The sequence below is a fragment of the Methylosinus sp. RM1 genome, assembly GCF_011378635.1.
In the GTDB taxonomy this organism is placed as follows: domain Bacteria; phylum Pseudomonadota; class Alphaproteobacteria; order Rhizobiales; family Beijerinckiaceae; genus Methylosinus; species Methylosinus sporium.
The window spans coordinates 15075-35315 of the sequence record NZ_WOVC01000014.1; the positions used below are offsets into that span (position 1 = coordinate 15075).

19 protein-coding genes are annotated in these 20241 nt (G+C 64.1%); 13 read left to right on the top strand and 6 right to left on the bottom strand.

Annotated elements, in window-relative coordinates:
• Positions 1-42 precede the first annotated feature (42 nt).
• The 8 genes from FMZ75_RS11565 to FMZ75_RS11600 all read left to right on the top strand — a co-directional run bounded on the left by FMZ75_RS11565 (position 43) and on the right by FMZ75_RS11600 (position 10713).
• Complete coding sequence (locus FMZ75_RS11565) at positions 43-930, top strand: transporter (protein WP_166142923.1); 888 nt, start codon at positions 43-45, stop codon at positions 928-930.
• A 39-nt stretch (positions 931-969) separates the two neighbouring features.
• Positions 970-2619 (top strand): cytochrome-c peroxidase, encoded by a 1650-nt coding sequence (locus FMZ75_RS11570; protein WP_166142925.1) that lies wholly within the window; start codon positions 970-972, stop codon positions 2617-2619.
• A 125-nt stretch (positions 2620-2744) separates the two neighbouring features.
• Positions 2745-5528: a cyclic nucleotide-binding domain-containing protein gene (locus FMZ75_RS11575; RefSeq protein WP_166142927.1), complete on the top strand. Its 2784-nt coding sequence runs from the start codon at positions 2745-2747 to the stop codon at positions 5526-5528.
• A 22-nt stretch (positions 5529-5550) separates the two neighbouring features.
• Positions 5551-7113 carry a hybrid-cluster NAD(P)-dependent oxidoreductase gene (locus FMZ75_RS11580; protein WP_166142930.1) on the top strand — a complete coding sequence of 521 codons (1563 nt, stop codon included), beginning with the start codon at positions 5551-5553 and terminating at the stop codon, positions 7111-7113.
• 348 nt (positions 7114-7461) lie between these two features.
• A complete protein-coding gene (locus FMZ75_RS11585; RefSeq protein WP_207783399.1) occupies positions 7462-8577 on the top strand; it encodes an alpha-amylase in 1116 nt (371 codons plus the stop codon).
• A gap of 157 nt (positions 8578-8734) precedes the next feature.
• Positions 8735-8995: a hypothetical protein gene (locus FMZ75_RS11590; protein WP_108918084.1), complete on the top strand. Its 261-nt coding sequence runs from the start codon at positions 8735-8737 to the stop codon at positions 8993-8995.
• An 84-nt stretch (positions 8996-9079) separates the two neighbouring features.
• Positions 9080-9925 carry a DUF692 domain-containing protein gene (locus tag FMZ75_RS11595; RefSeq protein ID WP_166142932.1) on the top strand — a complete coding sequence of 282 codons (846 nt, stop codon included), beginning with the start codon at positions 9080-9082 and terminating at the stop codon, positions 9923-9925.
• Positions 9922-10713, top strand: a complete 792-nt coding sequence (locus FMZ75_RS11600) for a putative DNA-binding domain-containing protein (RefSeq protein ID WP_166142934.1) — start codon at positions 9922-9924, stop codon at positions 10711-10713. Before FMZ75_RS11595 ends, FMZ75_RS11600 begins: the two co-directional genes overlap by 4 nt.
• Before the next feature lie 16 nt (positions 10714-10729).
• Here the strand turns inward: FMZ75_RS11600 and FMZ75_RS11605 are convergent, their stop codons facing one another.
• From FMZ75_RS11605 to FMZ75_RS11620, 4 genes are read right to left on the bottom strand one after another with little or no spacing between them, the layout of a single operon-like run.
• Entirely contained in the window at positions 10730-11203 is a 474-nt protein-coding gene (locus FMZ75_RS11605) for a DoxX family protein (protein WP_108918071.1), read from the bottom strand.
• Positions 11200-11979: a putative DNA-binding domain-containing protein gene (locus FMZ75_RS11610; RefSeq protein WP_370464707.1), complete on the bottom strand. Its 780-nt coding sequence runs from the start codon at positions 11977-11979 to the stop codon at positions 11200-11202. The genes FMZ75_RS11605 and FMZ75_RS11610 overlap by 4 nt, the downstream gene beginning before the upstream one ends.
• On the bottom strand, positions 11976-12845 hold the full coding sequence (locus FMZ75_RS11615) for a DUF692 family multinuclear iron-containing protein (protein ID WP_166142936.1): 870 nt from the start codon (positions 12843-12845) through the stop codon (positions 11976-11978). Before FMZ75_RS11615 ends, FMZ75_RS11610 begins: the two co-directional genes overlap by 4 nt.
• Positions 12846-12896: 51 nt before the next feature.
• A complete protein-coding gene (locus tag FMZ75_RS11620; protein WP_108918068.1) occupies positions 12897-13181 on the bottom strand; it encodes a DUF2282 domain-containing protein in 285 nt (94 codons plus the stop codon).
• 409 nt (positions 13182-13590) lie between these two features.
• On the opposite strand from FMZ75_RS11620, the gene FMZ75_RS11625 reads away from it, so the two are divergent.
• The 3 genes from FMZ75_RS11625 to FMZ75_RS11635 all read left to right on the top strand — a co-directional run bounded on the left by FMZ75_RS11625 (position 13591) and on the right by FMZ75_RS11635 (position 15635).
• Positions 13591-14457: a 4-(cytidine 5'-diphospho)-2-C-methyl-D-erythritol kinase gene (locus FMZ75_RS11625; RefSeq protein WP_166143033.1), complete on the top strand. Its 867-nt coding sequence runs from the start codon at positions 13591-13593 to the stop codon at positions 14455-14457.
• The gene (rlmB, locus tag FMZ75_RS11630) at positions 14454-15254 is read left to right on the top strand and encodes a 23S rRNA (guanosine(2251)-2'-O)-methyltransferase RlmB (protein ID WP_166142938.1); all 801 of its coding nucleotides are present in this window, start codon (positions 14454-14456) and stop codon (positions 15252-15254) included. The genes FMZ75_RS11625 and rlmB overlap by 4 nt, the downstream gene beginning before the upstream one ends.
• Positions 15255-15332: 78 nt before the next feature.
• The gene (locus FMZ75_RS11635) at positions 15333-15635 is read left to right on the top strand and encodes a hypothetical protein (RefSeq protein ID WP_166142940.1); all 303 of its coding nucleotides are present in this window, start codon (positions 15333-15335) and stop codon (positions 15633-15635) included.
• On the opposite strand, the gene FMZ75_RS11640 is transcribed toward FMZ75_RS11635, so the two are convergent.
• A complete protein-coding gene (locus FMZ75_RS11640; protein ID WP_166142942.1) occupies positions 15632-16525 on the bottom strand; it encodes a LysR substrate-binding domain-containing protein in 894 nt (297 codons plus the stop codon). The two genes, FMZ75_RS11635 and FMZ75_RS11640, sit on opposite strands and share 4 nt — an antisense overlap.
• Before the next feature lie 196 nt (positions 16526-16721).
• On the opposite strand from FMZ75_RS11640, the gene phnA reads away from it, so the two are divergent.
• Together phnA and pstS are read left to right on the top strand one after the other, a co-directional pair.
• Positions 16722-17939, top strand: coding sequence for a phosphonoacetate hydrolase (gene phnA, locus FMZ75_RS11645; protein ID WP_166142944.1), 1218 nt, complete (start codon positions 16722-16724; stop codon positions 17937-17939).
• Between the two features lie 47 nt (positions 17940-17986).
• Positions 17987-19021, top strand: coding sequence for a phosphate ABC transporter substrate-binding protein PstS (pstS, locus tag FMZ75_RS11650; RefSeq protein WP_166142946.1), 1035 nt, complete (start codon positions 17987-17989; stop codon positions 19019-19021).
• Here the strand turns inward: pstS and FMZ75_RS11655 are convergent.
• Positions 18988-20184 carry an acyltransferase gene (locus FMZ75_RS11655; RefSeq protein WP_166142948.1) on the bottom strand — a complete coding sequence of 399 codons (1197 nt, stop codon included), beginning with the start codon at positions 20182-20184 and terminating at the stop codon, positions 18988-18990. The genes pstS and FMZ75_RS11655 overlap by 34 nt on opposite strands.
• Positions 20185-20241: the final 57 nt, after the last annotated feature.

Genomic DNA, 20241 nt, shown 5'->3' on the forward strand with positions numbered 1-20241 from the left:
TTAATCAAATATTGATACGATCAAGCTTCGCGGGGGCGGGCGATGTTCAATTTGAAGCGTTACGGCGCTGCGTTCTTTGCGCGCGCTCATGTCGCCGCCGCGACTCTGCTCGCAATGGCGGCCGGTTGCGCGTCGGCTTCCGCCGGCTCGATCCAGCAGCCTGGTCTCATGGCCGGCCTGCCGGAAGGCTGGGCTCCAGAGCCGGGTCTCTATGGCGTCATGGCCTTCAATTCCGGCGCCGACGAGAAGTTCAACTCGACGGTCGGCGTGCCCGCCTTTCTCAACTTCTCCACGCCGCTCGAAGTCGCCGGCGCGCGCGTGCAATTGAAGACCGTGCCGCTCGTCGTCGCCAACGTCAACATGCAGGGCCTGCATCGAATCGGCACTTACAATTCCTATGTCGGCACGTGGTTCTCGTGGTTTGTCGGCCATGGCATCAATGTGGCGATCGGCGAAGGCGCATGGATATCGACGGGCTCCCCGCTGACGCGCGCGCTCGGCACGGATTTCACGGCGTTTCAGCAGAATCTCGCGATCACTTATCTGCGCGACAATTGGAACGTCACGCTCAACAGCTTCTATGCGACGGGGCACACCAACGCTTTCGCGAGCTCGCCGCAGACGCTGAATTTCGATTTGACGGCGATCAAGCGCGACGGTCGCGCCGAGTGGGGTCTCATCGCTTTCAGCGAAGTGGATCTCGACAAGCCCGCGATCGGCTATATGAACCGACAGAGCTCGGTCGCGATCGGCGCCCTCTACGGCTATCTGATCGGCAATCAGATCAGCGCGCAAATCAAGCTGTCGCACACATTCTACGCGAAGAATACGGCGCGCGACACAAGGCTCGGCATTCAGTTCATCATCCCGATCTACACGCCGGCCGCGCCTGCGCCCTCCAATTCCGCAGAGGCGCTCGCGGCGCGCTAGCTCAACGTCAAATCAAGCTCGGACGAGCGGGAGAATTCGATGGAAATCCGGACCGTTCTCGCGGGAGCCATCCTATCGGCGAGCGCCATGGTCGGCGCCACGGCGAGTGAAGACGCGCACGGCGGATCGTCGCTCGATCGCGAGCTGCGCGCCTTCATAGCCCAAAACCATCTCACCGGCGACGCCGTCGACAGCCGCAAGCTGCCGATCCCTCCGCTGTCCGATCCGCTGCCGCGGCTCGGCAAGCTCTTGTTCTGGTCGAAAGGCATGAGCCCGGGGAAAGATGTGGCCTGCGTGACCTGCCATCATCCGATGCTCGGATTCGGCGACGCAATGCCGCTGCCGATCGGCGTCGGCGCCAATAATCCGGACATGCTCGGTCCCGGCCGCAAGCGCGTCGACAAGCCCGGCATGTTCCCGCCTTTCGGAACCGGCGATTCGGCGATGCCGCGCAATTCGCCGACGCTGATCGGCCTCGCCTTCTGGGATCAGTCGATCACCTGGGACGGCACTGTGTTCAGCACCACCGGCACGCCGGGCATGAGCGGCGTCGACGGCCGCATCGTCGCGCCGGTCGATTCGCCGCCCGTGCGCGGGATGTTCAATAATTTCATGCTGCCGCGGCAGGAATACATCTCCTACGAGGAAAAATTCAAAGCCGGAATGCCGATCAGCTCGGGGCATGGAATGTTCCCGACCGCGGTCAACGCCGCCATGCGCGGCAAGGCCTATGGCGCGGCCGGAAGTCCACAGACTCCGGGCGCCACCGACCTCGAGGTTCGCCAGAAGCTCGCCGCGCGCTTCGGCGGCTATGGCGATCCGAACGATCAATTCGCCAAAAACGAATGGCTGCCGCTGTTCCGCGCCGGCTTCAAAGACTATCAGTCGCCGCCCGAGCAGCTGGTGACGGCCAATAATATTTCGATCGCCCTGGCCGACTACGAGCGGACCATGACTTTCACCCATACGCCCTGGCGCGCCTATGTGCGCGGCGACAGCCATGCGATCAGCGAATCGGCCAAGCGCGGCGCGCGGCTGTTCTTCGCGACGGCCGAGCAAGGCGGCGCCGATTGCGCCTCCTGCCATTCCGGCGATTTCTTCAGCGACGAGAAATATTGGGTGCTCGCTGTGCCGCAGATCGGCCGCGGAAAGACCGACCTCGATACGATCGAGGACGGCATCGACGATTGGGGCCGCGCGCATGTCACCGGCCATCGCGACGACAAATACGCCTATCGCACGCCGACGCTTCTCGGCGTCGAAGTGACGGCGCCCTTCGGCCATAGCGGCGTGTTCAATACGCTCGAGGACGTCGTCCGGCATCATCTCAATGTCGAGCGCTCGCTCGCCGGCTTCGATTACAAAACGATCCCCGCGACCGGCGGGCCGATCAACTCGAAATTCGCCAAGGATCACACGCAAAACGCGCTCGACATGCTTCGCTCGCAGCGCGAGGCCCGTTTGCCCGGCGTCATTCGCGACGTCGAATTGACCGATGGTCAAGTCGCCGACGTCGTGAATTTTCTGAAGGCGCTGACAGATCCCTGCCTGAAGAGCGATAAATGCCTCGCGCAGTGGATTCCGAATGCGAGCGATCCTGACCCAGATGGCCTGCGGCTCTGCGCAGTCGACCAGCGCGGCCGTGAGTTCCTGCCCGGCTCGTGCCGCAAGTCGAGCGCTCGGCGCTGATCCAGATGCGGCGTTTGCTCATGGAGCAAACGCCGCATTTTTGGGTAGTCTATGATTTGGCCGGCTGACGAGCATGACCCGGCCGCGCGGGGGGACAAGTGCTTTCGCAAACATCCGAACGCTCCATGCGGAGCGTCAGAGTTGTCCTATTGCTCGCTTGGGGCGCGCTCATCGTCGCCCTGTTCTACGATCCGCTGACAACTTGGCTCACTCTGCCAGATTCGGGCAGTCCGTTTCGGATCGGCGACGACCCCGTCGTCATTCAGGGCGTCCCTCGCTATTCGACGCCCTATTCGATGACCAACCGCATTTTCTGGACGATAGCGGTGCCGCTCGTCCCCTTTTCGATCATGCTGCTCGGACATGAGTTCTGGCGTCGCGTCTGCCCGCTCTCGCACGCCAGCCAATTCGCCCGCACTTTCGGCTTCGAGCGCAAGCTGCCCAATCTGAACCGCAAGACGGGACGCGTCGAACGCGTCTTGGCGCTATTGCCCTCGCAATCCTGGCTGCGCCGCAATCATCTTTATTTCCAGCTCGGATTTTTGACAGTCGGCGTTTCTGGACGCATCCTCTTTTATAATTCGAGCCATGTCGCCCTCGCGGCGGCCTTTATTTTCATCATCTCTTTCGCCATTTTCGTCGGCTTCGTCTATGGCGGCAAGAGCTGGTGCAATTACTTCTGCCCCACGGCGGTCGTGCAGCAAATCTACACGGGCCCCGGCGGCCTCTTCGACTCGAAGCCGCATATCGAGCGGGTGGCGGTCAAACAATCCTCCTGCCGCGCCTCGACCGCATCGGCCGACCGCAGCATTTGCGTTGGCTGCACGACGAATTGTCCGGATATCGATCTCGAGAATAATTATTGGAAGACGGTCGACCTCGACCAGAAGCGGAACGTCTACTATCTGTTTTTCGGCCTCGTATTTGGATTCTACACATATTATTTCATCTATTCCGGCACTTGGGACTATTATATGAGCGGTTTTTGGACGCATGAGAGCGATCCGTTCGGCGCGCTTTTGAAACCCGGCCTCTATTTCGACGGCCACAGCATTCCGGTTCCCAAGCTCGTCGCCGCGCCTGCCTATATCGTCTTCTGCATGGTCCTCTCATTCGCGCTGTTCCTCGGCTTGGAGCGTCTCTACGAGCGCTGCAGCTCGGCGCGCGGCCTCGCGCTCTCCAAGACGCAGCGTCGGCATCATATGCTGACGATTTCCGGCTTCACGAGCTTCACCCTGTTCTACGCTTTCGCCGGCCGGCCGAATATTTTGCTGATGCCGTCCATCGCCGTAAAGCTCATCGATCTTGCCATCGCCGCGACCTCGGTGGCCTGGCTGATCAGTTCGCTGGCGCGCAACGCCGATCTCTATCGGCACGAGAGTCTCGGTCACGCCCTGCGGTTGGAGCTGAAACGCATGGGCTTTCGATCGGAAGAGTTTCTCGACGGACGCTCGCTCGATCAGCTTTCCGCCGACGAAATCTATGTGCTCGCCAAAACGCTGCCGAATTTCTCCGTCGACCAGAAGCGCAACGCCTATCGCGCCATTCTCGCCGACACGCTCGCGACGGGACAGACTCGCTCGTCGGAGAGCCTGAAGCTGCTGCGCGACCTGCGCGTGCAGCTGGGCCTCTCGGATTCCGATCACGACGCCATCGCCCATGCGCTCGGCGTCGAGGATCCCTCGCTCTTCAACTCCGATCTCGCGCGCACTGTCGAAGAACATGCGCGACGGAGAAATTATCGCGAATTCGTGATCGATCTCGTCCAGAAGGGCCTTGCGGCCGGCGTCGCGCCGAAAGCGTGGCTGGCGCAGACGGAGACGCTCGCCTCGATCCGCCAGATGCGCAACTGGTTCAACATTTCGGACGAAGAGCATGGCGAGATCGTCGGCGAAGCGACCAATGATCAAAAGCTTTCGACCGAGCGCATAGAGGCGCTCGTCCATTCGCTGAAGTGGACCGAATCCGCGCGCTTCACGCTCTCGCACGAAAATCGGCCCGAAGCCTCGCTGATCGCAAAGACCATCGTCAAATGGCAGGCTCAGCTCGTCCGCGAGATCGTTCATCTCGCCGCGACTCTGGAAGACGCCGCCCGCGCCGCCGAGCTCGTACGCCCGATCGCGCTGATATTGGGAACCGAAGGCAACTCCGCGCTCCTCGAGACGATCGACGCCGCGCCGGCGGCGCTGCGCGAGGCCATCCACAGCGCCAGAACGCAGACCTCCGCGTCTTATTTCGAGATCATCGAAATGTCGCGGCCCGCAGATGTCGTGTTTCGCAGCTTTCTCGACGATCGCGACGCGCTCGTGCGCGCGCTCGCCGTCTCGGCGCTCGCGACGGAATCCGCCGACGGAGCCGCGCTCGCCCGCGAAATCTTCGGCCATGGCGAGGCGCTGCCGCCGCTCGCCGAGGAGATCGTCGCCAGCGCCAAGCATGGCGAGCGCTCGCCCATGGTCACGATCATGGCGGAACTCCTCGTCTCATCCGTCTTCTCGCGCGTCGATCTGTCGGTGCTCGCGGAAATCGCGCGCCGCTCGTCGATCGAGATCCACCCCGAGGGAGCGCAAATCTGTCGCTACGGAGAGAGTTCCGACGGCATGTTCGTGCTGGTTCGCGGCGAAACGATCGCCTGGGTCGCCGGCGAGAACGGCCGCGAGATCATCGGTCGCGGCGGCGCCGGAACCGTGTTCGGCGAACTCGGCGTCATCAGCGGCCGGCCGCGATCGGCTTTCGTCGAAGTGGCGAGCGAGGAGGCCAGCGTCATCGCTATACCGCGAAGCGCAGTCGACGATTTGCTCGGACGGGACGCGAGCGCGGTCCAGAGCATATTGAAAACCGTCACCGGCTATCTGCTCGACAATATGGCCGCCGCATCGGCCAAAGCGAAACAGGAATTGCAGACATCATGACCGCCCTCGCCGGATTTCGATCATGACAGGAACGAAAGACAATTCCCGGGCGCTCGTCGAGCTGCCCATGCTGCTTTTCTTGAGGATCGCCGATGGCGACGGCGCGATGTCGGCGCAGGAGATGGAGCGATTCGACGCTCTGCTCCGCGCGCCGGACTGGTGCCGCTCGCCACTATTACGACAGTCTCTGGCGCTCACCGAGAAAGAAAAAGGCGCGCTGTGGCGTCGTTATGTCGACGGCGATCTCTCCGTCGATTCCGGCGCCGTCGCGACGGCGCTGGACAGCGTTCTCGGCGCGCTCGCGAGCGATCAGCAGGCGCTCGTCGAACAGGATCTGCTGTCCTTCTCGCGTCGAATTCTCGAAGCCGCCGATCGTCACGCCGGCTGGTTCAAGAGCGATGCGAAAGCCCACGCATCGTTCGATGCGCTGGACGAGCTGATTCGTCGCCCTTCCGCGCGCGGGCGCGCCGCCGCGCTGCATCGAATGTCCAAGACCCGCCCCGCGCCGACCGACAGCGACGGCGCGCTCCATCTGGCGCTCGCGGGCGAAGAGGCGTTTTGGCGCGGCGGCAAGCTGCCGTTGAGATGCATCCGCGCGATCGACGAGACGCATGACGTCAAAACCTTCGACTTCGTATGCGAGCCGCGGAAGTTCTTCTGCTACGAGCCAGGCCAGTTTCTCACGCTGGAGCTGCCGATCGACGGCCGGATCGTGCGGCGCAGCTATACGATCTCATCGTCGCCGTCGCGGCCGCATATTCTCTCCGTCACCGTCAAGCGGGTCGAGAATGGCCTCGTCTCCAATTGGCTTCACGATCATCTGCATCCGGGCATGACGCTGTCGGCCGATGGCCCCTATGGGAAATTCACCTGCGTCGACGGCGCCGCGGGTCCCTATCTCTTCATTTCCGGCGGCAGCGGCGTCACGCCGGTCATGGCGATGGCGCGCTGGCTCTTGGACACGACCGCGGACGCAGATATTCGTTTCGTGCATTTCGCGCGCCGTCCGGAGGATTTCGTCTATGAAAGCGAGCTTCGGCTGCTCGAATCCCGCTTCCCCAATTTCAGATGCGGCTTCGCCTGCTCGCGCGCGACGCCCGATGAATGGAGCGGCCCTGTCGGCCGCTTCTCCGTCGAGCTGCTGTCGCAGCTCGCGCCCGATATGATGTCGCGGTCCGTCTATCTTTGTGGTCCCGACGGCTTCACCGAAAGCGTGCGCGCCGGCCTGGCGGAGGCGGGCTACGACATGGCGCGTTTTGCGCAGGAGAGCTTCGGCGGCGCGCCGAGCCCCGCCGCGGCGTCGCCGAAGCCGATCGATGCGCCCAGCGCCAAAATCGTCTTTTCGGCGAGCGGCAAGGAGATCGCGTGCACGAGCGGCGATTACGTGCTCGACATTGCGCTCGCCAATGGAATCGAAGCCGCCTACTCATGCCGCGCCGGCCAATGCGGCGTCTGTAAAACGACAGCGCTCGAAGGAAGAGCCGTCCATGACTGTTCGGACGGGCTCACGGAGGACGATGTCGCTGTCGGCTTGATCCTCGCCTGCCGCGCGCGACCCGAGGGAAAATTGATCGTCGACCTCTGATCGAGAGGCGAGCCTTCGGACTCGCTCTTTCAAAACCCTCGAGTTCGATGAAGCGGACCGCTCGTGTTTTCGAGCGAGATGGGAAGCGGCTCGCATTCGCCGCGACAGGCGCACAGTCGGATAGCGCCGGCTCCCGGAGTCGCGTTCGAAATCGCGCAGCCACGATCGCGAACTCAATTCGGCGTTGCGCCGAGGCGTTGCGGAAAAGCCACACATACGGGCAATAACTACGGAAACACGCGGGAAACAGAATTTCAGACTTAAGCTGCAGCATTGACTCCCGTAATCTCGACAGTCGTTCGGGGCGCGGATCGACATTGCATCGATCCGTCGGAACGGGGGTGGATAATGAAGAAAATTTCTCTTGTCTCGTTGATGGCGCTCACATTGTCCGCAAATGCGGAACTCGCGGCGGAACCGTCATTGGGCAAAGGCAGGCTCGACAATGCGACGCCGCCTGCGCCGGCCGCCGCCGCCCCTGCCCCGCCGCCGCCGGCGCCCATGGGGGTTTTCGGCGCCGATATGCCGCCGCCCGAGAAGCTCGTGCTCTCGATCACGCCGAATTTCACGAATTTGTCGGGCATGAGGATCGGCACGCGCAACGTCTCGAACGAATATATCGTCAACAATGTCCCGTTCTTCCTCAATCCGACGCGGACAGTGCGCATCGTTCCGCAGAATATCGCGGCCAAGACGCAAGTGGTCGGCATCGCCTATGGCGTGACCAAGGACTTCTCGCTGGTCTTCACCGGGGGCATGGGCGAGAAAAACCTGGAGCCGCTGACGTTCAGCGGCGCCGCCGGCGTTCAGCAGCGCGGCAGAAGCTATGTGGGGACGGTCAGCCTGGTCGACTTCTCCCTCTCGGGCATTTATCGCGTCTATCAGGACGACATCCACCGCATCCAGATCAATCTGGGCTTCTCTTTCCCGACCGGCAGCAATCATGCGACCTTCAACGGCCTGCTGCTGCCGGACGGCTCGCGCGCCCTGGTCCGCGCGTTTTACGGAATGCAGCCGGGCACGGGAACCTTCGACATCATGCCGGGCGTCGTCTACGCTGGCCATCTCGACAAATGGTCCTGGGGCCTCTCCTACCGCGGACGCCACCCGCTGGCCGCCAATCCGCAAGGCTACATGTGGGGAAATCTACATGAGTTCAACGGCTGGGTGGGCTACACTTGGATTCCGGGCCTGACGACGACATTTCGCGCGCTCGCATCCGTGCAGGGACGCATCGCCGGCTTCGATCCGGAGATTCGCGGAATCGCCGCGCCGACCAATCCGCTCTTCTATGGCGGAACGCGCGTCGAGCTCTTCGGCGGCTGGACCGTCAGCGGAAAATTCATCGGCTTCGACAATCTGACGCTCGCCGCGGAAGCCGGCCTTCCGGTCCATCAGGATCTCAATGGTCCGCAGATCATGAAGAACTGGCAGGCGGGCATGTCGCTTCGTCTCAAGATTTGAGCGCGCGCGTACGGGCGCTCTCGTGAAAAAGTTTTCCTTCGATCGGCGCCGACAGTGTAACTTCGATCTCCGATGGACGTATAAATTGCGGGCGAGCTCGGGCTTCCGAACTCGCAGAATCGCTTTTTCGAGCGATCGAATGTCCAAGGAGACCAGAATGAAGACCAATATCGTTTCAGGCGTCTCGATTGCCGCCGCGGCGGTCGCCCTCGCGGTGAGCGGCGCCGCCGTCGCTCCGGCGCTCGCCAAAAAGGCTCCCGTTCATTGCGCGGGCATCAATTCCTGCAAGGGCGAGAGCGCCTGCAAGACCGCGAGCAGCGCCTGCAAGGGTCAGAACAGCTGCAAGGGCCAGGGCTGGCTGCCGGCGAAATCCGCCAAGGCCTGCAAAGCCAAGGGCGGCACGGTCGCCGAAATGTGATCGCCTCGGCGCGGGCGGCCGTCGCGCGCGCCCGCGCCACTTTCGATCATTTCACGAATGACGCTCGCGGTCAGGGGGATCGACATGAGCATTACCTCGTCGCTCGGTTTCGGACTCGGGCTTCGAACGATCTATTATCCCGACATTCTGGAGCATGAGCCCAACGTCGATTGGTTCGAGATCATTTCCGAGAACTATATGATTCCGGGCGGACGGCCGCTCGCTATTCTCGAGCGCATTCGCGCCGACTACCCGATCGTCATGCATGGCGTCTCCATGTCGCTCGCTTCGAGCGATCCGCTCGATTACGCCTATCTCAGAGAGCTGAAATCGCTCGCCGAACGGATCGAGCCCGCATGGATATCCGATCATCTCGCCTGGACCGGGGTTCACGGGGCCAATCTGCACGACCTCTTGCCCATTCCCTATACGCGAGAGGCCTTGGACCATGTCGTCGATCGCATCCGACGCGTGCAGGATTTTCTCGGTCGTCGGCTCCTCGTCGAAAATGCGTCGACCTATGCGACCTTCCAGGATTCCGAAATGGAGGAATGGGAGTTCGTGACGGAAATGGCAGAACGCGCCGACTGCCTGCTCCTGCTCGATGTGAACAATATATTCGTGTCCGGCTTCAATCATGGATTCGACGCAGAGAGCTTCATCGAATCGATCCCGGTCGCGCGCGTGGCGCAATTGCATCTGGCCGGCCATGGCAGCTATGAAACGCATAAGATCGATACGCATGATCAGCCCGTCTGCGAAGAGGTGTGGCGGCTCTATGAGCGGGCGCGCCTGCGCTTCGGCGACATCTCGGCCATGATCGAGCGCGACGACAATTATCCGCCTTTCGACGAGCTGCTCGCAGAATTGGAGCATATGCGCGAAATCGCGCGGACGGCCGACGATGTCCGCTCGCGGAGCGCGACATGACCTTGCGTGAGATCCAGGAGCGATTTCAGACGAGCGTGCTCGCGGGGCTCGCATCTGGACAGGCCGCTATTCTCGACTCGCTGCGAGATCCTCCGCGCACGGATCGCACAACCTTGTTCGCCGTCTATGTGGACGCCTATCGCCTCCGCCTCGCCGAATTCGTCTCGACCGATTTCGCCGTGCTGCGCGACTATATGGGAGATGAGGCCTTCGGCTCGCTGGTCGAGCAATATATCGCCACAGGGCCGTCGCATCATCGCAATGCGCGCTGGTATGCGTCGCGTCTGCCCGAATTCATGCGCGAGAGCGCGCAATGGCGCAGCGACAGGGCGGCCTGCGATCTCGCTCTGTTCGAAAAAAGTCTCGCGGATGCGTTCGACTCGGTCGACGTTCCTGCGCTCGCCATCGACGCGCTCGCCGCCGCCGAGCCGGACGACTGGCCGAGACTGGTCTTCGAGTTTCATCCGAGCGTCGCGGTTCTGGACCTCGCGAAAGGCGTCGCCCGCCTCTACAGCGCTCTTTCCGACGGCGGCGAGGCCGAGCGCGCCGATCCCGATGACGATGAGACCATTCTTCTCTGGCGCAGAGATGACGAGCCCGTCTATCGTGAAATCGCCGCGGACGAGCGTCTCGCGCTCATAGAGGCGAGAGCCGGAAAGAGCTTCGGCGATATTTGCACGCTTCTCGAATTTCAGAACAATGACGAGACGCTGCTGCAGCGCGCCGCCGGCTTTCTCGCGCAATGGTTCGCGGACGGCATAGTGACGAAAATTTCGCTGTCCACATGACGCGCCCGCGCGCCGATTACGCGCGCGCGCATCGCCGCGGCAGGAGATGATCGAGCGATAGGACGCCGGGTCCACGCGCGACAATGAGCAGCAAGCACGTCGCCCAAACGCCATGCGTCGGCCAGGCGTCCGGGTAGACGAAGATTTCGATCACCAGCGTCATGGCGAGAAGCGCCGCGGCCGAGAGCCGGCTCGCGAGGCCGAGAATGAGCAGAGCCGGAAAGACATGCTCCGCGACCGCAGCGAGATGCGCCGCGACTGTGGGATCGAGCAGCGGCAGCTTGTAATCTTCCTTGAAGAGATAAATGGCGTTTTCCGAGACGCGCCACCCCTCGACCTTCGTCTGTCCCGATTGCCAGAAGACCGCCGCCGGGAAAATGCGCGCGCCGAGCGCGATCACGGAATAGGGAATTCGTTCGAGCTCGCCGATCACGCGTTGCGTGAGGACGCAGAGCGAGAATCCCGTCGGCGCATTGGCGGAATCATTCATGTGTCACCTCTGAATGCCGTGAAAAATCCTGATGCGAGCGCTTCGACGAGCGCCGCCGCGAGATCGAATGCCGGCTGCTCGGCAGTCGCCGCGCTCACCGCTTCGCCGAATTCGGCGCCCGCCGCGAGGCGCCGGAGAAAAATCGCTCCGCCCGGCGCGAGACGGCGAGTCTCGACGCGCAGGCGCGGACGCGTCACGAGAGCGTCTTCGGCCGCCCAATGATCGAGCGTCCCGGCCTCCGCTTCGCCGGCGTTCATCGACCATATCGTCACCATCGGGTGATCGGACCGCAGCACAAAGGCTGATGGGTGAATGTCGAAAGTGAGCTCCGCCAGACGATCGGGAGACACCAGAGCCAGCGATTGCGGCGACAGCGGCTCGACATCGGCCGCGTGATAGGCGCGCACGCGCGCATCCTCGAGGCGCGCCACATCGGAGAGATAGGGCAGCTCCTTCGCCGGCGGAAAGCTCGCGACGAAATCCGGGAAGTCTTCGCCATATTCGAGCAGCGCCGCGGACGTCGGCGGACGCCGCAAGACGAACTCGCGCGCCATCGCTGCGAAAAACGCCTCTCCCACGAGACGTTCGACGGCGGGAAAGCGCGTCGCCAGAGCGCGAACGAGTCCGCCGATCACGCTGTTGCGATAAACGTCGAAGCGATCGCCGATCGCGCCCTTCTCGCAAATGAGGGACGAGGGCGCAGCGAGGCTCGTGTCGAGCAGCGCGGCTGCGAATTGCGCCTGCGCTCTGTCCCACATGCCGCCGGCCTCTGTCACGCCGCCCGCCGCGAGACGCCGTCGAGCGCGGATTGCGCTCGTCGCGCCTCATGAGCGAGCGCGGCCCATTCGGGCGTTTCATTGTCCCATTCGATCAGCGTCGCGACGGGCCCCGTCCGCGAGAGCGTCTGCTCGTACAGCGCCCATACGGCCTCGACGACAGGCGCGCAATGGGCGTCGAGCAGAAATCGCTCTCCAGCCGCGTCGCGCGTCTCGAAATGGCCGGCGAGATGGATTTCGCGCACATGAGCGAAAGCGAAACGCGACAGCTGCTCCGCAGCGTCGAAGCCCTTGTTCGTCGCCGTCACATACATGTTCTCGACGTCGAGAAGCAATCCGCAGCCGCTGCGGACCGCAATTTCGCCGAGAAACTCCGGCTCGGAAATCTCCGACTGCGCGAAGGACAAATAGGTCGCAGGATTTTCTAGCAGAATCTGCCGCCCGAGGAAGCTCTGAACCGCGTCGACTTTCTCGATCACCCGCTTCAGCGTGTCGCGATCATAAGGCAAAGGCAGAAGGTCGTTGAAATAGACGCCGCCATACGTCGACCAGGCCAGATGTTCGGAAACGCTCGCTGGCTCATAGCGGTCGCAAAGCTCCCGCAGCCGTTCCAATTGCCGCTTGTCGATCGGCTCGCTCGAGCCGATCGACAGGCCGACGCCATGGATCGACAACGGATGATCCTGCCGAAGACGACCGAGCGAGCGATGCGGCGGCCCGCCCGCGCCCATATAGTTTTCGGCGTGAATCTCGAAGAAGCCGATAGAGGACGGATCTGCGAGTATCGCGTCGAAATGCGCCGGCTTGAAGCCGACGCCCGCGCGGGCGGGGAGAAGCGACGAAAAAGTCGAGGCGATTTCGTCCATGCTCCTCTCCGCGCCATCTCGCCGCTCGATCGTAAACGTCCGTCAAAAAAATCAGGTCCGCCGCTTGAGCGCTTCCAGCGAGCCATTGCCGAACGGCGTCTTTATCGATGCGCAAGTTCCACGCGGAACATATTTCCAGGCGTTGCCTTGATAGTCGATCTTGGACGATCCCGCGCAGGTCGTCCCGGGGCCGGCGGCGCAGTCGTTCTGGCCCTTGAGGGCGACTCCGTAGCACTTTTCCTTGCCGTCTTCCTCGGCGGGAGCGGCGGAAGACAAAAGAGTGAGCGCAGTCGTGAGCGATCCGACCAAAGCGAGATTGAAAGAACGACGGTCCATCTTATTTGCTCCTCAAAGGCGCCGAATGCCGGCCTGCAAATCCCTATACGTTCGATTTGCGGGATTGTTACGGGCTCTCTATTCCCGGTGCAAGGCGCCGGAAAAACTCCCCAGCGACTTCGGCGGCGACGAACGAAGCGGGCGATGCGGCCGCCGGCGACGATAGGCGCGCCGCGCATCATTCGCGACCCGCTCGATGCGCGCTCGAGAGTTCCGCTCGCGCCTCGATATGATGCGCGGCGCCGATCGTCGTCAGCGACGCCGAGGCCGCGCGAATCCGCAAATGGGGATGGCGCTCCGCCTCCCGACGGGCCCGAAGGCGCGGTTCTTGACAGGGCGGGCGCGGCCGGCGCATCTGTCGCCCGCGTCCGGCGCGCCCGGATCGTTCCAGCCCGAGACATTGGAATTCATGCTCGCGACGCGCGCCCCCGCCAAGATCAATCTGACGCTGCATATTCTCGGCCGGCGCGCCGACGGCTATCACGAGCTCGAGAGCCTCGTCGCTTTTTCCGGCGCCGGCGACATTCTGCGGCTGGAGCCGGGCGACGACCTCTCCCTCGCCGTCGACGGCCCCACAGCCGCCGCGGCCGGCCCAATGGGCGATAATCTCGTGCTGCGCGCCGCCCAGCGCCTCGCCGAGCGCGTCCCCGGCCTGCGTCTCGGCGTCTTTCATCTCACCAAATATCTGCCGGTCGCGGCCGGCATAGGCGGCGGCTCCTCGGACGCCGCCGCGGCGCTTCGCCTGCTCGCCCGCGCCAATGATCTTTCTCTCGACGATCCGCGCCTGCTGGAGGCGGCCCGCGCCACCGGCTCCGACGTGCCGGTCTGCCTTTCTCCGCGCGCGCGCTTCATGCTCGGCCGGGGCGAGACGATCGGCGAGCCCCTCGGCCTGCCGCCGCTGCCGGCCGTGCTGATCAATCCCGGCGCGCCGGTCGAGACGCGCGGCGTCTTCGCCCGCCTCGGCCTCGCCCCGGGCGAGCGGACCGGCGCAGCTCCGCATCCCGATATCACGGCGGCGCTCGGCGCCGAGGGGATAGCGGCGGCGCTGCGCCGCGGCCGCAACGATATGGAAGACGCCGCCTGCGTCGAGGCGCCGGTCATCGTCGACGCGCTCGCCGTTCTCTCGGCCGCCAAGGGCTGCCGGCTGGCGCGAATGTCCGGCTCCGGCGCGACCTGCTTCGCCCTGTTCTCGACCCGCCAGGCGGCCGCCCGCGCCGCGGCGGTGATCCGCCGCCAGCACAGCGGCTGGTGGGTCAAAACCGCGGCGCTGCGATGACCCGCCCGCCAGCCAAGGATCGCGGCCGCCGCCCGCCGCCGCTGCGCCATCCGACGAAGGAGGAGACCCAATTTCGCCGCCCGGCGGCGGATGTCGTCGTGCTCTATGGCGCCCATGCGGTGCGCGAGGCGCTCATCGCCGGCCGGCGCAAATTGCTGGCGCTCTATGCGACGGAGAACGCCGCCGAGCGCATCGCGCCGCTCGCCGCCGCCGCCGGCCTCACGCCAAAGATCGTGGACCCGCGCGCGCTGTCGCAACGGCTCGGCGAGGAGAGCGTGCATCAAGGGCTGATGCTGGAGGCGCGCCCTCTGCCGGAGGCGGATATCGCCGACATAGAGCCAAAGAGCGGCCTCGTCCTCGTGCTCGATCAAGTGACCGACCCGCATAATGTCGGCGCGATTCTGCGCACGGCGGCGGCCTTCGCCGTCGATGCGCTGATCGTGACCGAGCGCCACAGCCCGGATTTCACCGGCGTGCTCGCCAAGGCCGCGTCAGGCGCGCTCGAGCATGTGACGATCGTCTCCGTCGTCAATCTCGCCCGCGCGCTCGAGCAATTGGCGGAGCGCGATTTTCTGATCGTCGGCCTCGATTCGGAGGGTCCGCAGCCGCTGGAGGCGAGCCCTTTGCGCAGGCCGCTGGCGCTGGTTCTGGGCGCCGAAGGCAAGGGACTGCGCCGTCTGACGCGCGAGCGCTGCGATATTCTCGCGCGGCTCGACATGCCGGGGCCGATCAAGAGCCTCAATGTCTCCAACGCCTGCGCCGCCGCTCTGATGGCGCTGCGACTTCGCCTGGGCTGAGGCGAAACGCCTCCGCTTGCCGCGCGGCGGGGCGGTTCGATGTAAGGGGCGGATCGAATTCGCGAAGGAGGAGACGCCATGTGCAAGCTCGCGCTCGTTTCGACGAGCCTCGTTCTGATCCTCGGCGGCGCCGCCATCGCCGAGCAGCAGATGACGCAGCGCGGCCGCACCTCCGGCCCGGCCATCGGACAAAATGTGACGCCGAGCACGGTGACGCAGAAATCCGCCGAGGGACGCTCCAGCTTCATCGATGAGAACGAGGGGTTCACCCTGGACGCGAGCGCCCTCGCCGCCGGCGCGCCGGGCGTCGAAGGCAAGCCGGGCGCGCAGAGCGGCCCCGCCCCGCGCGGCCGCGGCGGGACCTCGAAATTCGTGTATTAGACCCCTCGTTCCGCGGCGTTCGCGGCTTCGGCGAGCCACAGCACGAAACGCTTCGCCATCGGATAGCTCTCCGAATGCGGATCGATGAAGGCGACATGGCGCGGACCGGGCGCGACGATCTGCGGGAAAGGCGCGGCGAGCGCTCCTTCCGCGGTTTTTCCCATTGTCAGCTCGATCGGCCCGACAGCGACGCCCTGCCCGTTGAGAATCGCCATCAGCGCCGTGTGGAAATGGCCGAAACGACGCACGCGCCATTTTTGCAAGGGCGGCAGTCGCGCGACCTCGAGCCATCGCTCGGTCTCGCCGGGCCGGGTGTCGCTGACGGCGAATGTCTCGCCGAGGAGCGCAGCGACGCCGCGCGCGGCGAGCGTATCCGCATGGCGACGCGTCGTCAGCAGAGTGAGCGTCTCTTGCAGCACGGAAGAGGACTCCCAATTGCCGATCTGCTCGGAGCCGCGCATGATCGCGACATCGAAAAAGGCGAGAGCCGGATCTTCTCCGGTCTGACGCGTCTGCACATGCACATCCACATCGGGATGCAGCGCGTAGAATTGCTCGAGCCGCGGCACCAGCCAATGCATCGCGAAAGTCGCATGGGCGAAGACTTTGAGACGCCGCCGCGCCGTCGCGACGCGTCCCATGGCCGCATCCATGCGCTCGAAGCCGTCGGTGATGACGGCGACGAATTCGCGCGTTTCGTCGAGCGGCCGCAGACGTCCGCGATCACGCTCGAACAATGCGCGCCCGAGCCATTCCTCGAGCGCGGCGATCTGCCGGCTCACCGCGCCATGGGTGACGCCGAGCTCCCTGGCGGCGCTGGAGACGCCGTCGAGCCGCACCACGGCCTCGAGCGTCTGCAGCATTTTCAGCGGTAGCGGCTTGCGCGCCATCTCGTGTCACTCACTCTCTCATAGGCCGTATCACGTGATGAACATCCTGCGGATGCGACGCTTTTGTGAAGCATATCGGCTCCGCTCACAGGGGCTGTGAGATTTATTCGTTTCGAGATGACCTCCCCGCCTGATAGATGAACCAGCGCCGAAGCGAAGTCGCAAACGCAGCGACAAGAGAATGCGGGGCGCGAATATGACATCGAAGATCACCATCAACGGAAGGCGCTACGCCGCGCCCTCCGAGCCGACCGTCGTCGTCTGCATCGACGGATGCGAGCAGGAATATATCAATCAGGCGATCCGCGCCGGCGTCGCGCCTTTCTTCGCCGGCCTCGGCGAACGCGGCGCCGTGCTCGCCGCCGATTGCGTGATGCCTTCCTTCACCAATCCCAATAATCTCTCCATCGTGACCGGCGCGCCGCCGAGCGTTCACGGCATATGCGGCAATTATTTCTTCGATCCCGAGCAGGGCGTCGAAGTCTTGATGAACGATGCGAAATATCTTCGCGCGCCGACGATCCTCGCGGAATTCTCCAAGGCCGGCCGCAAGGTCGCCGCAGTGACGGCGAAGGACAAGCTCAGCGCGCTGCTCGGCTGCGGGCTCGAGGGCGTTCGCTTCTCGGCGGAGAAGGCCAATGAGGCGACGCTCGCGCAAAACGGCGTCGACGATCTTCTCGCCAAGATCGGCCTGCCGCTTCCCGCCGTCTATAGCGCGGAATTGTCGGAATTCGTTCTCGCCGCCGGCGTCTGGCTGATGAAGACGATGCGGCCGGACATCATGTATCTCTCGACGACGGATTATGTGCAGCACAAGCATGCGCCCGGAACGCCCGTCGCCAACGCCTTCTATGCGATGCTCGACAAATATCTCGCGCAGCTCGACGCGATGGGCGCCGTCATCGGAATCACCGCCGATCACGGCATGAACGCCAAGACGGATTCGATCGGGCGCCCCAATATTCTCTTCCTGCAAGACATATTGGACGCGCGTTTCGGCGCCGGAACATGCCGCGTGATCCTGCCGATCACCGATCCTTATGTCGTGCATCACGGCGCGCTCGGCTCCTATGCGACCGTCTCGGCGCCCGCGTCCTTGCTCGCGGAAGTGACGCAATGCGTCGCCGCGCTCGAAGGCGTCGATCATGTGCTCGACAATCGGGCCGCCTGCGCGCGTTTCGAATTGCCCAATGATCGCGTCGGCGATCTCGTCGTGCTGGCCAAGCGTCTCTTCGCGCTCGGAACATCCGCGACGAGCCACGACCTCAGCGGATTGACCGCGCCGCTGCGCTCGCATGGCGGTCTCTCGGAGCAGCAGGTTCCGCTGCTCATCAATCGCCCCGTCAGACGTGAGAGCAATACGCGCCTGCGGAATTTCGACGTCTTCGCGCTCGCGCTCAACCGCGCGATCTGACGCGCGCGACATTCACGATCTTTTCTCTCGCCACAGGACGAACGACCATGCGTAACGCCTGCAGCATTTTCATCATCTCGATCGCCGCCATCTCCCGTCTCGACGCCGCGCGCGCCGAGACGTCGCTCTCTGGAACGGGCTCCGCCTTCGCGGCGGCCATCTACACGCGCTGGGCGCAGGAGGCGAAGCCGAGCCTCGGCGTGCAAGTGAATTATCAGGCGACCGGCTCCGGCGTCGGCCAAAAGCAGGCCGCCGCGAGAACCGTCGATTTCGGCGCCTCTGATGTCGCCATGGAAGCAAAGCGCATAGAGGAAGCCGATCTTCTGCAATTTCCGACCGTCGTCGGCGGCCTCGACGTCATCGTCAACATTCCCGGCGTCGGCCCCAATGCGCTGAAGCTCGACGGACCGGTCATCGCCGATATCTATCTCGGCGCCATCACGCGCTGGAACGATCCGCGCATCGTCGCGCTCAATCATGGCCTCGCGCTTCCCGATCTGCTGATCATTCCGATCCATCATTCCAACGCTTCTGGAACGACCTTCGCGCTGTCGCGCTATCTCTCCAAGGTGAGCGAGGCGTGGAAGACGCGCATGGGCGTCGCGCTGACTCTGGAATGGCCCAGCGGCGTCGGCGTGCATGGCAGCGCCGGGACGGCGGGCGAGGTTCCGCGCACACTGGGCTCGATCGGCTATGCCGAGAATTCCTATGTGACGACCAATCATCTCGCGCCGGCGAAGCTGCTCAATCGCGCCGGCAAATATGTCGCGCCCAGTGAAGAGAGCTTCGCCGCCGCGGCGGCCAATGCGGATTGGGCGGCCGCTGATAATTTCGCCGTCGATCTCACCAATATGCCGGGCGAGAAAAGCTGGCCGCTGGTGACGGCGACCTTCGTGCTGGCGCCCAAAGCGCCGGCCAAGGCGGAGCGGACGGCCGCGCTGCTGAAATTCTTCGATTGGGCTTTCGCTCATGGCGACAAGGCGGCCAAAGCCCTGCAATATGTTCCGCTGCCCCATGCGGTGAAGGATCAGATCAGAGCCGCCTGGCGTCAGAAAGCGGCGTTCCGTTCTGCGCGCGACTGACGATCCCCTGGGTTTGTCTCAACTCCGGCGCATCGGCTCACGACCGGCGCGCCGCGAGGGGCTCGCAGCCGCCGCAGCAGCCAGCCGCGCACGACATCGGTGCGCCGCTCGAACAGGAACCAGACGGCGGCCGCATAGATCAGCGCGACCGCCATGAGAATGGCCATCTGCCCGAGGACGGCGAGGCCGGGCTGGCTCCGCGCCGGCGCGAGCAGCCAGAACCACAGCATCAGCAGCAGCGGAAAATGCACGGCGTAGAGCGTGTATGAGATTTCCGAGACGCCATGCGCCGCGGCGGCATAGAGACCGCCGATGGACGGAAAGGCGGCGAGATCGCGCAGCCAGAAAGCGATGGCGCAGCCGAGCGCTATATCGCCGAGAACAGTGCGCGACATATGCGAGACGCCGAGCGCCGCGAGCGTCGCCAGAGCGCCGGCGAGCGCACGCGCGAGCGAGGGACGCGCCGGATTATCCGCGGCGAGCGCCCCGGCGAGCCAGGGAAGCCCGAGCAGAGCCAATTCGCCCGGCAGCAGAGCCAGCGCCAGCGCGCCCGCCGCCGCGCAGAGCGCGCGCATGATCGGCGCGCGATGGAAAAAAGCGAAGGCCAGCAGCGGAAAGACGAGATAGTACCAGGCCTCGTTGGCGAGGCTCCACAAAGGCCGGTTGGAGCCGAAGACCGGCGTCTCGATCGTCTGCAAGAACAACAGATTGCCGAGGAGCGTCACCAGCGAATGGGTGGCCGGCTCGCGCGCCGTGGGGCCGCTCTCGAGGATCGCCGCCAAAGCGCCCTGATAAGCGCCGGCCGGCCCCAGCAGGGCGCCCAACGCGTCCCAAAGCGCCGTCAGCGCCAGCGCCGGAACCAGCACGGTCCACAGGCGTGAGAGTCGCGCGACGCCATAATCGGCCAAGGAAAAACGCCCCGCCCGCATCGCCGCCAAAGTCGAGCCGCCGACGAGAAAGCCGCTGAGCGCGAAAAAGGCGATGACGCATTCATGGCCGAGGCCGCCGAGCGCGAACAGCAATTTGTCGAAGAGCCCATGCCGCGCCGCCTCGGCATAGGGGACGACGAGCAGCGCCCGCAAATGGCTGATCACCACGCCGAGCGCGCAGAGGCCGCGCAGCATGTCGAGATGCTGGAGACGAGGTTTTCGGGAGAGGTCCATTCTGATCCGCCGAGGGGTGCGCGATTCGCGCGTCTTCGAGACCAGAGAATTACGCCC

Coding starts and splice junctions, on each gene's coding strand:
- FMZ75_RS11565 (WP_166142923.1), top strand. CDS start 43: ATGTTCAATTTGAAGCGTTACGGCGCTGCGTTCTTTGCGCGCGCTCAT.
- FMZ75_RS11570 (WP_166142925.1), top strand. CDS start 970: ATGGAAATCCGGACCGTTCTCGCGGGAGCCATCCTATCGGCGAGCGCC.
- FMZ75_RS11575 (WP_166142927.1), top strand. CDS start 2,745: ATGCGGAGCGTCAGAGTTGTCCTATTGCTCGCTTGGGGCGCGCTCATC.
- FMZ75_RS11580 (WP_166142930.1), top strand. CDS start 5,551: ATGACAGGAACGAAAGACAATTCCCGGGCGCTCGTCGAGCTGCCCATG.
- FMZ75_RS11585 (WP_207783399.1), top strand. CDS start 7,462: ATGAAGAAAATTTCTCTTGTCTCGTTGATGGCGCTCACATTGTCCGCA.
- FMZ75_RS11590 (WP_108918084.1), top strand. CDS start 8,735: ATGAAGACCAATATCGTTTCAGGCGTCTCGATTGCCGCCGCGGCGGTC.
- FMZ75_RS11595 (WP_166142932.1), top strand. CDS start 9,080: ATGAGCATTACCTCGTCGCTCGGTTTCGGACTCGGGCTTCGAACGATC.
- FMZ75_RS11600 (WP_166142934.1), top strand. CDS start 9,922: ATGACCTTGCGTGAGATCCAGGAGCGATTTCAGACGAGCGTGCTCGCG.
- FMZ75_RS11605 (WP_108918071.1), bottom strand. CDS start 11,203: ATGAATGATTCCGCCAATGCGCCGACGGGATTCTCGCTCTGCGTCCTC.
- FMZ75_RS11615 (WP_166142936.1), bottom strand. CDS start 12,845: ATGGACGAAATCGCCTCGACTTTTTCGTCGCTTCTCCCCGCCCGCGCG.
- FMZ75_RS11620 (WP_108918068.1), bottom strand. CDS start 13,181: ATGGACCGTCGTTCTTTCAATCTCGCTTTGGTCGGATCGCTCACGACT.
- FMZ75_RS11625 (WP_166143033.1), top strand. CDS start 13,591: ATGCTCGCGACGCGCGCCCCCGCCAAGATCAATCTGACGCTGCATATT.
- rlmB (WP_166142938.1), top strand. CDS start 14,454: ATGACCCGCCCGCCAGCCAAGGATCGCGGCCGCCGCCCGCCGCCGCTG.
- FMZ75_RS11635 (WP_166142940.1), top strand. CDS start 15,333: ATGTGCAAGCTCGCGCTCGTTTCGACGAGCCTCGTTCTGATCCTCGGC.
- FMZ75_RS11640 (WP_166142942.1), bottom strand. CDS start 16,525: ATGGCGCGCAAGCCGCTACCGCTGAAAATGCTGCAGACGCTCGAGGCC.
- phnA (WP_166142944.1), top strand. CDS start 16,722: ATGACATCGAAGATCACCATCAACGGAAGGCGCTACGCCGCGCCCTCC.
- pstS (WP_166142946.1), top strand. CDS start 17,987: ATGCGTAACGCCTGCAGCATTTTCATCATCTCGATCGCCGCCATCTCC.
- FMZ75_RS11655 (WP_166142948.1), bottom strand. CDS start 20,184: ATGGACCTCTCCCGAAAACCTCGTCTCCAGCATCTCGACATGCTGCGC.